Consider the following 13,238-nt stretch of genomic DNA (forward strand, 5'->3'; position numbering starts at 1 on the left):
TTGATGGAGGAATGTTTATATGGTTTTAATCAACAACGACTTTTTACTAACAAATCAAAAATCAAAACAACTTTATGACTCTATTAAAGAGGTTCCCATTTACGATTTCCATTGCCATCTTAGTCCAAAGGAAATCTATGAAAATAAAAACTTCGAGACAATAACACAGCTATGGTTAAGGCACGACCATTATAAATGGCGATTGATGCGCGTGAATGGAATAGATGAATCTCTTATTACTGGTAACGAAAACGACTTTGACAAATTTAAAGCATTTATAGAGATGCTACCAAAAACCATAATGAACCCAATGTATCATTGGTGTTATATCGAACTAGCGAGATATTTTGACCATTACAAAGCTGTTCAGCATACTGAAACACTACAGCTATATAATGATTTAAATGCACAATTACAAAAAGAGTCCCACAAGCCACGTAATCTTTTGAAAAAAAGTAATGTAAAAGTCGTATGTACGACCGATGATCCGTGTGATGACTTAGTATATCACCAACGATTAGCAGAAGATACATCATTTGATATTGAAATAAGACCAACATTTAGACCAGACTATTATATTAACCTTAATCACGATACGATTCATCAAGCTATCCATCGTTTAGAAGAAGCAACCGCTGCTGATATTCACTCGTTTGATGATTACATTGAAGCGCTAGGAGAACGAGTACGATATTTTCATCAACACGGAGCAAGAAGCGCTGACCAAAGTTTTTCCGAAGTAGTACTAACAGGATTAGAAAAAGAAGATGTACAAGCCTATTTCCAACAATTAAAGGACGGCGCTTCATTAGATCCTTATATATTAAGACAACTATCAGGCTATTTGCTAACAACATTAGCAAAGTCGTATAAACATTATGGATGGGTGATGCAATTACATCTTGGCCCATTACGAAATAATAACTCTATTCAACATCAAGCTATTGGAAAAGATGCTGGATTTGACAGTATTGGAGACCCTTTAAGTGCTAGAGATCTAAACCTTTTTCTAGATCACTTAAATAGCCATCATGTACTTCCGGATACGATTATTTATCCTCACAATGCAAATGATCATCTGATGGTTCAGGCTACCGCAGGAAACTTTACTTCCAAGGAAGCTAAAGTCCAATTAGGTGCTGCATGGTGGTATAACGACACAAAAGATGGAATGATTCAACATCTAATCGACTACGCTAATGTAGGCTTATTATCTGAGTTTGTCGGAATGTTAACCGACTCAAGAAGTTTATTATCATACTCTCGACACGAGTATTTCCGAAGAATCTTATGCCAGTTAGTAGGAGATTTAGTAGAAAAGGGAGAAATTGAAGATGATGTGGAATTATTAACCGATATTCTAAAAGATATCTGCTTTAATAACGCTACACGATTATTCCGTATTGAAAATATGAAGGAGGTAAAATAATGCAATTATCTTTTCGATGGTATGGAAATACTGACCCAGTTACTTTAAAACAGATTAAACAGATACCTGACATGAAAAATATTGTATCCGCAATTTACGATGTTCCAGTTGGTGAAGTTTGGACGAAGGATAAAATTAATTCATTAAAGTCATCCATTGAACAAGAAGGACTTACATTATCCGTTATTGAGAGTCTTCCAGTTCATGAGTCTATTAAACTAGGTGAGGCTAATCGAGATAGTTTAATAGAAAATTATAAAGAATCGTTAAGAAACCTTGGTAATTCCGGCATCAAAACAGTTTGTTATAACTTTATGCCTGTATTTGATTGGACTCGATCCAACTTGGATTATGAATTAGAAGATGGTTCAAAAACGCTGATGTATGATAATGATTTTGTAAAAGACATCGACCCTGTAACCACAAACCTTAATCTTCCGGGTTGGGATGAGAGTTACACGAAAGAGGAAATGGCTGCCTTAATCGAGAAATATCGTCAAATTGACGAAGAGGACCTATGGAGAAATCTAGAATACTTCCTAAATGAAGTTTTACCTGTAGCTATTGAACACGATATTGACCTTACGATTCATCCAGATGATCCACCATGGTCCATCTTTGGAATACCGAGAATTATTAAAACAAAAGAAAGCTATCAACGCCTAATCTCAATTAACTCCTCCAAAAATAATGGTATTTGTTTTTGTACGGGTTCCTTAGGATGCCTAGAAGAAAATGATCTCCCGGAAATCATCAAGGAGTTTGGCGATCACATCCACTTTGTGCATATGCGAAACATAAAACGACTGGATAATCATTCTTTTGTTGAGAGCGGTCATCTATCGAAATATGGATCGGTAAATATGAAAGAAGTGGTTCGTGCATTAAAAGCCATTGATTATAAAGGGACGATTCGTCCAGATCACGGGAGAATGATTTGGGGAGAGACTGGAAAAGCTGGCTACGGATTATTTGACCGTGCACTAGGTGCAACATACATTAACGGTCTTATTGAAGGAGTGGAGACAAATGACTCAACAATTTCATAATCTTAATGTTATTGTTACTGGTGCAAGTGGGGTAATTGGTAGTACGTTTGTAAAAGCTTTAGTCAGCGCAGGAGCGAACGTTGGATTACTTGGTCGCAACGAAGGGAAGCTACAGAAAGTAATTGAAGAAACTGATCATCCTGAAAAAAGCATTGCTCTAGTGGCTGATGTACTGGATAAAGCATCTCTTATTCATGCTAAACAACACTTTAATGAACGGTTTGGTAACATCCATGCACTCATTAATTGCGCAGGAGGAAATCATCCTGATGCAACGACCGATGATGAACATTATAATCCAAATACAGAGAAAAACTTATTCGGACTTAGTGAAGAAGGTGTAGAAAGTGTATTTCGACTCAACTATACTGGTAGCTTTCTTCCCATCCAAGTGTTTGGCCAAGATTTAACGGAAGGTGAAGGGAATACAATTATTAATATCTCTTCCATGAATGCATTTCAGCCACTCACAAAAATTCCTGCATATAGTGGAGCCAAAGCAGCAATTAGTAATTTTACACAATGGCTCAGTACGTACTTCGAAGGGAAAGTACGAGTAAACGCCATAGCACCTGGTTTTTTTGAAACATCGCAAAATAAGGCGTTGCTCCGAAATCAAGATGGTTCCTATTCAAACAGAGCGAATAAAATACTTGGGCAAACACCGATGAATCGCTTTGGGGACCCAGAAGACTTAATTGGAACGCTATTTTGGTTATTGGATTATGAGGCAAGTAAATTTGTGACGGGAGTCGTCATTCCTGTCGATGGAGGATTCTCTTCCTACTCCGGAGTTTAATCGTAAATAAGGAAAGCCGAGCTAAAACGGGAATACTTCCCCGAGAATAGTTCGGCTTTTACTCTATCTATTAAAATCGTTTATCTTGGACTACTTTCAGATCATCGTCATACATTGGGATAGAAGTTCCTTTTTTCACAAACAAAGGAATATGGTCCAATGCAACATCTACAGTTATTGTCCTTCCGCCTTCGTATTCTTTACGATTATGGAAGTTAATCCATCCTTCTTCGTTATTTGGTAAATATACCTCTCTCTTCGTTTGGCCTTGTTCTATAATCGGACAAACTAATAATCTATCACCAAGCAAGAAATCATCACCATCTCGAAATGTATGTTCATCATGTTCGAATTCATAGAAGGTAGGACGAATAATTGGCTCATATGCTTCATGTGCCTGTCCCACAAGATATTGAATATATGGAACAAACCGCTCATGTAAATGCATGGCACCCTTAACTTCTTCTAGCACTTCCGGATGCATCCAAGCTTCATTGACAGATCCATCTTCATTCCATGAGTGGATGGAAAATCTCGGATAAAAGGCGCCACATTGTACCCAACGTAAAAATAATTCTGGATCTGGCTTATCTCCAGAGAAACCACCAATATCATGTCCAAAATTATACACTCCGGATAAGCTTAGTCCGATCGCCATTTGATTGTTAAATTTGAGCGTATGCCAACTTGTTCTGTTATCACCTGTCCACGTTTGCACATACTTACTCATACCTGCACAACCAGAACGACTTATAACATATGGAAATCTTTCTTGGTGATAATCCATTTGAATCTCTCTAGATGCCTTCATCATTAATAATGGCATAATAGATTTATAGTCATTGAAATTTCCTCCATTACCGAAGCCATGTACTTGCGCATTACTATCCCAAATTTCGAATTCATTATTGTCATTCCAGGTACAATTTATATGATTCTCTAATAATTTCGTCTTGATCTGCTCTTTCCACCATGTAATCGTTTGAGGATTTGTGAAATCAAGATAATATCCTTGATCATCCCAAAACTGAACCAATAATGGTTCTCCTGCCTCATCATTAATAAATCCATTAAATTCCATTACTTCTTCTAATAATGGGTGGTTTACCATTAATGAAGGCTTAATATTTGCGACAATTTGTACGCCTTGATCTACGAAACTTTTACCAAATTCTTTTGGATTTGGAAACTTATCATAATTCCAGTTAAACACATAACGTTTATCCTTAATAGAAGTATATCCTGATGAAAGGTGGAAAGATCGTACCGCTATATCATGTTGATTACATTGGTTAAGAAAATCTTCTAGTAACTTTTGTGAGTTAGGTAGATCCGTATATTGCATTGTTGACCCAGAATAGGAAATACCCCATTGAGGCATTTTAGTTGGTCTACCTGTTAACCAACTAAATTGTTTTGTTACATCCTTTATTTTAGGACCTCCAATCACATAATAATCTAAGAAATCACTTTTTGTTTCATAATATCTATATGCTCCATGATAATTATCTAATTCCTGTCCAAAATCAAATGCTGAATCTTGATAATCATCATAAAATATTCCAATCGATTGCTCGATGTCTGGCTTATACGTGATATAGAAAGGAATATGCTTATATAGAGGATCCGTTGTTTCAGCATTATACCCCATTGCATCAATATTCATCATTCTAAATCGTCGTCCGTGCTTATTAACTTTACCCGTTTTTTCTCCTAATCCGAAATACATTTCTGCTTCATCACGTTGGAGATAATGACAAGTTGGGTGATTCGAGCTTATCTGGTGTTTATAGCTTTGTGTTTGACGATCAGTGAGTACCTCTTCAAACTCTCCGTTTGCTTCTAGTTGATACCACGTCAGATAAAATCCTTTTTTCTCTATAATCAATTTTAGCTTCGATGTTGTTATTTCGATGGTGTTCTCATTATTAATAAAATCATAGTTAGGACAAGAGAACGGTTTCATAAATTGACGTGATAATCCTTGATAAGGAAGGTCAGTATCACCTGGTGTAACCGTCCATGTCGGGAGTTCAATCTCTTCTTTTTCACTCAATTTCACGTTCATAATCGAAGGTTCTAAAATACGAATGTGACCGTACATAGAATGCGATTGATTTGTTAAAGTAACTTGATTGGACTTATGTGATATAACTTGAAATTCATTCATTTTGTTCACTCCAATAACAACGTTGTTATTACAAATATGCCACACTTTATTAAAAAAATAAAGCTACTTGGTGAAATTTTTGTAATACTAAAAAATAAACACAATATCGTATTTATTTCCTGCTTTTAACACTAAATTTAAAACCATATTGATATAACTTTATTAATCACGCCTACTACAAACACCCCTGCAAAAATACCAAATGCTAAACGATACGCCCCTTTTTTAGTTATTACTAGAGTTTTCACCATACTTTCACCACCAAAATCATGATACTCCCATTCTAGCAATCATTTGTAATTGTTCAATACACATCCAATTTATCTCATTGCCGTTTTAGAACTCTTAAGTCTATCTATTTCTTAATAATTAATCTTATTGGCGGTTAGAGATGAACATCTAAACAAATATACTCACATCCAAAATATTATTGTTATATTCTTGAATATACAAAAAAGCCAGCGCTTATCAGCCCTGACTTTTTCCATCACATATAATGAATTTGTTCTTTGTAATGTTCAAATAACTGATTATTATAGTCGTCTCCGCCATCAATGTTTGCACTTCTGAATATAGGAATGTCTTTTCCCGCTTCTTCAAATATTTCTATCATCTTTAGCACAATCGAATGGATTGTATAACTGCCTACAATTGTGGAAATCGGCGCTACTTTCTGCGTGAGCGAATCAATCGATACGACTGCATCTCCTGGTTCTCCACCATTATCGATAACAATATTACTTACCTCAAACAATCGATATCCTGAAGAGTGACGAGAGGTAACTTGCTTAGAATAATCTAGATTCGTTAAGCAGATGACTTCCATCCCTTTTTCTTTCGCGGCTAATGCCATATCAATCGCTACGGCATTCCTCCCAGAAACGGAGTGGATAAAAAGGACATCTCCTTTTTTCACTGGTTTGGAATCAAGTAAAATATCTCCGTAACCTTCTAGACGTTCTAATTTACTTGTCTGTGTAATAGGCTCTACATTCAGCATCAAGCTAGGACTGAAAATCGGATTGAATAATGCAAATCCTCCTGCCCGATAAAATGCATCTTCAGCAATAATTCCCGCATGCGATGCTCCAAATAAATAAATGGAGTTTCCATTCATCACAGCTGCAGCCATGCTTTTTGCTGCTTGTGCAATCTCTGTGTCTTCTTTTTCTAAAATGTCATTCATTGAATCGATAATCTTTGTATAGTACTCTTTCATATATGTCATGCGCTCACCATCCTATTAGAATAACTTTGCGATCCAATCTGTCATAAACGCCCATAGAGAAAAGTCATTTCCTCCAAAAATAACAATCCAATCGGCAATTGTTCCATTAAGAATCGGCACCGATAATCCTACAAGAAGAATCATCACAACCCCGGCAACAGCAGATCCGGCAATAGCTCCCTTTAACCCGCCGGTTCCATTACCAATTATGGCTGCGGTTCCAATTTCAAAGAAACACGTAATCGTAAGGGGGACGATAACAAAGCTAAAGATCCCTAGACTTCCTGTAATAAATATTGTTGCTACCGATGTAATCATTGATACAATAAAACCGATTAATACTGCATTTGGTGCATATGGGAATAAAATAGGCGCATCTAAAGCAGGTACTGCATTCGGAATCCACTTCTGTGAGATTCCTTGAAATGCTGGAATAATTTCCGCAAGCATCATGCGTACACCAAGTAATAGAATCGTTAAGCCTGCACCGAATAATACCCCTTGCATTAAGCTATAAATAAATAGATTTTGTTCCGCAGCAAATGCTTCTGTAGCTGTATCAAAACCGATAATGATGCTTACAACAAGATAAACAAAAAACATCGTAATCGAAGAAGTGATACTAATTTCACGTAAGAACTCCGTGGATTTAGGAAATTTAATATCCTCAGAAGATCTACCTTTCGTACCGAATAGCTTTCCAACTCCTCCAGCAATTAAGCTTAGAATTGTGGTTGGGTGTCCAATAATAAAGTCGTCCGATCCGGTTACCTTTCGTACAAATGGACGTAATAATGCTGGCGCAATAATGATATATAATGCCGTCATAATCGATGCAAAAATAATTAGTTGGACATTGCTTAAATCATTTTCTACTCCCACAGCCACGAATATAAATGGAAACCAGAATAGCATGTGTCCCGTTAAAAATACGTGCTTAATCTTCGTAAAACGAGCTACCAATAAATTAATCGCAAAAGCAGCGAGCATCGCAATTCCAATTTGTGTACCATATTGACTTAGCACTTGATCGGAGCCAAGTGCTGGATTAACTTCGGTTTCCTGAATATCATACATAAGGTTAAATCCCGCTGTTAGCGGCTCAATCGAACTTACTAATATATTTGTACCCTGTGTTAAAATCACTACACCAATTATCGTTTTTGCTGTACCTGATACAATCGTGGATATATCCTTTTTCAAAAGCAATAGACCCGTTAATGCAATTAATCCTAGAAATATTGCTGGCTCACGAATAATTTCAATTACAAAATTCATTACGGATTCCATCATTTATCCCCCTTTTATATGGTTGATTAGCTTTGTAGTTCTTGTTGCACCTTTTCTTTTATCTCTTCTTTATTTACAAAACTATTAATCACTACTACCGGTGTTGTTGCAGAAGTTTTTAAGTTGTTTGCTAATTCATTACTGGTAAAAATGTAATCACAGCTTGTGCCAATGGCAGAACTTACATCTCCTGTAAAGACATCTGCTTCAATCCCTACATCTTTTAACACACTTTCTAAATTCATTTTTAATACCATAGATGAACCTAATCCAAACCCACACACAGTCATTATTTTTAATTTACTCATTGCCTTCACTTCCTTTTAATATGATTTGATATGCATCTTCAATTGTTGAAGCATTCCTTAATTCATTCACTTGCTCCTCTTTCATTAAAAAAATAGATAATTGCTCAATCATTTTAAGATGAGATTCATCTCCTATTGCAGAGAAAGAGAAAACGAGGTCAACTGGATCATTCTCTTTACTATGAAATGTTACTGGTTCCTTCAAAATAGCCAAAGCCAATGCATTTTCTTTCACACTTTTATTTGGTCTTGCATGGGCAATTGCGATTCCGGGAGCGATTACAATATATGGCCCATTCTCTTCTACAGAAGCAACCATACTTTCTACATATTGCTCTGTTACCGCTCCTGACTTAACAAGTAATTGTCCAGATGATTCAATGGCAGATCGCCAATCTTTTGCTTCTGTTAGTATAGATATATGATTTTTTCGTAGTTGCTTCAACATTACTTCCTCCACTCTTGATTGTTGCTGTCTATTAGTTTTTCGAAAACCGCTTGATTCTCTAAATATCTATAAAGTTGTAAAAAGTCTTGATTATGTGATTCTTTAATAGCAAGTACAATAATGATTTTGACTTCTTCCGGATTTTTAGACCCAAATATCATGTCATTTTCAAAAACCGTCATACTTATCCCTTCTTTAATAACATTCTCAGGGCTCGCATGTACGAATGCGATTTTGGGAAGAAAGACCATATAGGTTCCGTTACGCTCCACAGACATTATCATTTCTTGAATATAACCTTGCTTAATATATCCTGCTTCTAATAAAGGTGTTGCAGCAATAGATATGGCATCATGCCAATTGTTAGTTTTACTAATATGAACTTGTTCATCAAATAAGGTCGGCACAATCGAAGTCGCATGTTGATATACTTCATTAAAACGTTGAAGCTGCTTACGATTCACGACTTTATGCGCTTCATGCTGAATTTTTGCTTTCTCTTCATCCAATAACAACGGACTTACACGATAGATTTTCGTATCACTGGCAAAATCAATCGATAATTTACTAGTTGTCAAAACAAAATCAATATTATCTAAACATAACTCCTCATCCACTTCTTGAGAACTAACGACTCTTACCAAATGAAATCCTGGTTCAATATGTTCTAACTTCGTTGTTAAGATTGAAGAAGTAGCTAGTCCAGTCGTACATACGACAATAACATTGGGTAAATATTTTTTATTTCCACTTCTTTCAAATGCGGAACTGATATGCATCGTAATATAAGCTACTTCTGCCGCTACCATTTTATACCCCATATCCGTCGTAATCTGGTGAACCATCTCATAAATAGCACGATAGCGAATTTTAATTTCTTCTGTATAAGGATTATCTATCTCTGCACCTTGCTCCATTCTTAAGAACGCCGATTTTGCATGGTACATTAAATCATTCATTAATTTCTTATCGGAGGCTAGATTCACTTCTAATATTTTGGAAATCTCCTGAATAAGATACAACGTAAACGCATGTTCTCGCTTATAGTGATCTAAATCATCTGCCTCAAATTCATAGGTGACTACTTTTAGTTGGTCAAAAATCTGATGAACAAAGTTCTTCTCGTTATCCATCAATTCCGGTTCATTAGATAATTGGTTTAGATAGTTATCAATCGTACCAATAATAGGATTATGGATACGATGTTTCTTCGGAATAAACACAGATGTACCAACACTTACACGATTTTTCCACCAAACTAAGAACAACGATAAATGTCGTTTGGAGTCTTCACTATACAACACGCCTCTTTCTTCTTCACAGGAACTAATCCAAGTAGCAATTGTTTGTTGTTCGTTAATGTCCATCGGAAGCCAGCTACATATCGTATTCAAATCTACCCATTTACTCGATAACCAGTAAAAAACAGCTTTTCGCTTGCTTCTTTCTGTACCATGAATAAACAGTCCTTTTCTTACTTCCTTCGTGAGCTGTAAATTATACGGATCAAATAATTCTTCTACTTCTAAAAGAATCTGATGAACACTCGATCGACTAAGATAGAATTCGTCCGCTATTTTTTGAATCGTTACATTCTCTGTCATTAAGACATATAAGCTCACCATAGTAAGTTGGACATTTTTATCAACTAATGACGTCGCTAATTCTAATGAATCCATAAGTTCTTCTCTCACATCACTATCGGCATAAAGAAGAACGCCTTTTCCAGGAGTTCGAATCAAAGAGCAGCCCATTTCTTCAAGAACACTAGCTAACGTTTCTAAATCATTGCGAACCGTTTTCTGGCTAACATCCAACCACTTTGCCAAAAAGTCCACGGTCATATACTGATGCGCTCCTATAAGCTTGGTAAGTAGTTTTTTTTGTCTCGTTGATAACATGTTCATCACCTTTAAGCTTAGTTTATTATTTCTTCTTATTTATCTAAAGAACGAAAATTAACACAACTGTGGTAAAAAAATATCAGTATCTCTGCTTAGAAAACGGACGGAGAGTAATTTTCCCACTGAATTTTTGTTTTACTTTATCTAGTCCACATTAAAATAAAACTCATTATCCATCTTTCTATATGTAAGTTCAATATATTATGCTTCTATGTAAAATAACTATAGCAAAATCTCCCAGCAAAAAAGCCTTGCCACCTTCTAGCAGCAAGACCTTGCAAACATTTATTCTATCAAAATCGTATACATATTTTCCTCATTAAGTTCAGCCACTCTACCTTTCCTTCATGAATGACATTTCCATTTTGTTGAAACGCAAAGTGATGCATTGTTCGAATCGTTAAATCCGATTCTATAAAATTATCAGTTGGCTTTTCCTTTATTTTCATCCCAATATCCGATACGGTTCACCATCAAATACTTCCGATACAACTGTGAGTGACACCTCTTATTGGCTCAATTAATGTAAACTGTACCATTGCTGTTTCACGTGAAACTTCATCTTGTCTACAGCCATTCAGTAATATCATTATAATGAACAACAGAATGACTTTTTGCATTCGTTATTCACTCCGGATCTAGCGCACTATTTCTAACATTTTATATATTATAGCACCCCAACCGTACATGAATAGTGAAAAACCACATAATTAATTCCCTGCCTCAAGATCCTCGATAATTTCATAAGCCTCATTCAATGCTGTTTCTAATTCTGTGACATAATCCACTAAATACGTAATATCACTATACAATAATTCATTATCACTTACGAGATTACTATTTTCTTCCTCTAAAGTAAGCACCGTTTCTTCTAGACTACTATTCTCATCTTCGAGAAGATTTAGTTTCTCTTCTAACGCTTTATTTTCTTCTTGCAACGTCGTATTATTATTTTCCAATGCTTCTAATTCTGCAGAGTCGTCCATCACGAAAAAAGTAACCCCAAAAGCTGCCACAACCGTTACTACGAACCATATCCAAATATTTTTGTAAAACGGTTGCTTTACGTTGTCAGTCTTCGCCATTCATTCTACCCCTTTATCACATAATTGCTCAACCATACTAACTATTGTATGTAATAGTAAAACAAACTCGTGATTAATTCACAATATTCTGATTATTATTGTAAAGTTGTCCGCAAATTTTGTAGCCAACTTATGGATAATTAGCTAAAATAAAATTAGACTTATTTAAAAAATGATACTTTTATGAAGGATGATTCGATGGCAGATACGAACATTACCAAGATTGCACACCTAAAAACGCTCGTCCTAAGCGAGAAAATAGAACAATCAATTTCATTTGCACAAGAAACAATCACTTCTCACCCCGATAGTCCAATTGGTTATGTATTAAAAGCACTGCATCACTATTACATAAATGAACGAAAAGAGGCACTATCCTGGGCTAATCAAGCATATGAATTAGCTCCAGAAAGTGAAGAATCGCTAACGATTGCACTTGCTTTCTACCATGAGACCGAATTACAACAAGAAAAATGGAAGAACCTCACCAAAACCGCGAGACAGCTTTACCCTAACAATGATTATTTTCATTTTATGCATGCACTTATTCATTTGAATGTCGATTTTAACCAGTCCAAAAAGTCCTATCAAGAAGCAATACGATTGAATCCAGATAACGCTGAATACGTCGCATATTACGCATATATGCTTTACTTTTTAAAAGACAATAAAGAAGCACAAAAATACGAAGAGCTAGCATTACAAAAGGAACCTAATAATCCTGCTTTTCTAAACCGATTTGCGCTCATTGCCTACGATAGGAGAAAATATAAAAAAGCACAGATATTAATCAACAAAGCAAGACAACTGGATCCGGCAAACACTGTAATTCGAACCTCATTCAAAAAGATTCATCCAACCGAAAATGCCGTTGTTCGAGCGAAACGGGAAATCAACAATATGATTCAAAACGCTTTTGCCACACCAGCTGTATGGTTATGGAGAAACGTATTTAAAGAGAATATCTCGGTTATGCTCGTTTCGTTTCTTCTTTTTGTTACGGAATTCGTATTACTCGGAGTTTTAACAGGACGATATGGACTGGCTCTTGTCGTTATCTATCTTATCTGGGGTTATATCAGTCAACAAATTACAAGAGCCAAACTCTCTAAAGTAGGTTTCACCATGACAGAACTAACCTTGTTATGGGGGCGAGCTCGTACACAGAGCAACATTTTTGCAGACAGTAATGCAAAGTTACAGCCGGCGTTACCAATCACTGACTTGGAAAAAGTACTCATCCATCTATGGAATTCAGAAAGTGATCACAACGTAATAAAATTAGATGTAACTACTTTAAAGACCGCATCTCCAGAACCAGGCGGAAATCAAGAAGTAGCTGCAACAACGACAACATTAACGCCAGAGAAAGAATACGCACCTTGGCCAACCATATTACTCATTCTATTGCTTGCTGCTGCGATTACGCTGCAGTTTGGGACAATGTTTTAGTCCTCAAATCAGTAACAATTAGATTGTGCGTAGGAAAATCTATTCAATAGAACTGTTCTCAATATAAAAAAGGATG

Annotated in this window: 12 protein-coding genes; 4 read left to right on the top strand and 8 right to left on the bottom strand. The window is 35.9% G+C overall.

What is annotated here, in order from left to right:
• The first annotated feature begins 19 nt into the window (after window positions 1-19).
• The 3 genes from uxaC to C794_RS18590 are packed head-to-tail and all read left to right on the top strand — an operon-like array spanning window position 20 to window position 3,277.
• On the top strand, window positions 20-1,429 hold the full coding sequence (uxaC, locus tag C794_RS18580; RefSeq protein ID WP_017798684.1) for a glucuronate isomerase: 1,410 nt from the start codon (window positions 20-22) through the stop codon (window positions 1,427-1,429).
• The gene (gene uxuA, locus C794_RS18585; RefSeq protein WP_017798685.1) at window positions 1,429-2,478 is read left to right on the top strand and encodes a mannonate dehydratase; all 1,050 of its coding nucleotides are present in this window, start codon (window positions 1,429-1,431) and stop codon (window positions 2,476-2,478) included. Before uxaC ends, uxuA begins: the two co-directional genes overlap by 1 nt.
• A complete protein-coding gene (locus C794_RS18590) occupies window positions 2,459-3,277 on the top strand; it encodes a D-mannonate oxidoreductase (RefSeq protein WP_017798686.1) in 819 nt (272 codons plus the stop codon). The genes uxuA and C794_RS18590 overlap by 20 nt, the downstream gene beginning before the upstream one ends.
• A gap of 70 nt (window positions 3,278-3,347) precedes the next feature.
• Here C794_RS18590 and C794_RS20060 read toward each other — a convergent pair whose 3' ends face one another.
• The 8 genes from C794_RS20060 to C794_RS18630 all read right to left on the bottom strand — a co-directional run bounded on the left by C794_RS20060 (window position 3,348) and on the right by C794_RS18630 (window position 11,710).
• Window positions 3,348-5,447, bottom strand: a complete 2,100-nt coding sequence (locus C794_RS20060; RefSeq protein WP_017798687.1) for a glycoside hydrolase family 31 protein — start codon at window positions 5,445-5,447, stop codon at window positions 3,348-3,350.
• A gap of 487 nt (window positions 5,448-5,934) precedes the next feature.
• Window positions 5,935-6,675 (bottom strand): SIS domain-containing protein, encoded by a 741-nt coding sequence (locus C794_RS18605; RefSeq protein WP_017798689.1) that lies wholly within the window; start codon window positions 6,673-6,675, stop codon window positions 5,935-5,937.
• Between the two features lie 15 nt (window positions 6,676-6,690).
• Window positions 6,691-7,965 carry a PTS ascorbate transporter subunit IIC gene (locus tag C794_RS18610; RefSeq protein ID WP_017798690.1) on the bottom strand — a complete coding sequence of 425 codons (1,275 nt, stop codon included), beginning with the start codon at window positions 7,963-7,965 and terminating at the stop codon, window positions 6,691-6,693.
• Between the two features lie 26 nt (window positions 7,966-7,991).
• Window positions 7,992-8,273, bottom strand: coding sequence for a PTS sugar transporter subunit IIB (locus tag C794_RS18615; RefSeq protein WP_017798691.1), 282 nt, complete (start codon window positions 8,271-8,273; stop codon window positions 7,992-7,994).
• Complete coding sequence (locus C794_RS18620) at window positions 8,266-8,721, bottom strand: PTS sugar transporter subunit IIA (protein WP_017798692.1); 456 nt, start codon at window positions 8,719-8,721, stop codon at window positions 8,266-8,268. The genes C794_RS18615 and C794_RS18620 overlap by 8 nt, the downstream gene beginning before the upstream one ends.
• Window positions 8,721-10,628, bottom strand: a complete 1,908-nt coding sequence (locus C794_RS18625; protein WP_311200324.1) for a BglG family transcription antiterminator — start codon at window positions 10,626-10,628, stop codon at window positions 8,721-8,723. The genes C794_RS18620 and C794_RS18625 overlap by 1 nt, the downstream gene beginning before the upstream one ends.
• Before the next feature lie 470 nt (window positions 10,629-11,098).
• The gene (locus tag C794_RS20765; RefSeq protein ID WP_154648761.1) at window positions 11,099-11,245 is read right to left on the bottom strand and encodes a hypothetical protein; all 147 of its coding nucleotides are present in this window, start codon (window positions 11,243-11,245) and stop codon (window positions 11,099-11,101) included.
• A 90-nt stretch (window positions 11,246-11,335) separates the two neighbouring features.
• A complete protein-coding gene (locus C794_RS18630; protein WP_017798694.1) occupies window positions 11,336-11,710 on the bottom strand; it encodes a bZIP transcription factor in 375 nt (124 codons plus the stop codon).
• Between the two features lie 198 nt (window positions 11,711-11,908).
• On the opposite strand from C794_RS18630, the gene C794_RS18635 reads away from it, so the two are divergent.
• Complete coding sequence (locus C794_RS18635; RefSeq protein WP_017798695.1) at window positions 11,909-13,162, top strand: tetratricopeptide repeat protein; 1,254 nt, start codon at window positions 11,909-11,911, stop codon at window positions 13,160-13,162.
• Window positions 13,163-13,238: the final 76 nt, after the last annotated feature.

This window comes from Oceanobacillus kimchii X50, assembly GCF_000340475.1.
In the GTDB taxonomy this organism is placed as follows: domain Bacteria; phylum Bacillota; class Bacilli; order Bacillales; family Amphibacillaceae; genus Oceanobacillus; species Oceanobacillus kimchii.

Coding starts and splice junctions, on each gene's coding strand:
- C794_RS18615 (WP_017798691.1), bottom strand. CDS start 8,273: ATGAGTAAATTAAAAATAATGACTGTGTGTGGGTTTGGATTAGGTTCA.
- C794_RS18605 (WP_017798689.1), bottom strand. CDS start 6,675: ATGACATATATGAAAGAGTACTATACAAAGATTATCGATTCAATGAAT.
- uxaC (WP_017798684.1), top strand. CDS start 20: ATGGTTTTAATCAACAACGACTTTTTACTAACAAATCAAAAATCAAAA.
- C794_RS18590 (WP_017798686.1), top strand. CDS start 2,459: ATGACTCAACAATTTCATAATCTTAATGTTATTGTTACTGGTGCAAGT.
- C794_RS18610 (WP_017798690.1), bottom strand. CDS start 7,965: ATGGAATCCGTAATGAATTTTGTAATTGAAATTATTCGTGAGCCAGCA.
- C794_RS20765 (WP_154648761.1), bottom strand. CDS start 11,245: ATGCAAAAAGTCATTCTGTTGTTCATTATAATGATATTACTGAATGGC.
- C794_RS20060 (WP_017798687.1), bottom strand. CDS start 5,447: ATGAATGAATTTCAAGTTATATCACATAAGTCCAATCAAGTTACTTTA.
- uxuA (WP_017798685.1), top strand. CDS start 1,429: ATGCAATTATCTTTTCGATGGTATGGAAATACTGACCCAGTTACTTTA.
- C794_RS18635 (WP_017798695.1), top strand. CDS start 11,909: ATGGCAGATACGAACATTACCAAGATTGCACACCTAAAAACGCTCGTC.
- C794_RS18620 (WP_017798692.1), bottom strand. CDS start 8,721: ATGTTGAAGCAACTACGAAAAAATCATATATCTATACTAACAGAAGCA.
- C794_RS18625 (WP_311200324.1), bottom strand. CDS start 10,628: ATGAACATGTTATCAACGAGACAAAAAAAACTACTTACCAAGCTTATA.
- C794_RS18630 (WP_017798694.1), bottom strand. CDS start 11,710: ATGGCGAAGACTGACAACGTAAAGCAACCGTTTTACAAAAATATTTGG.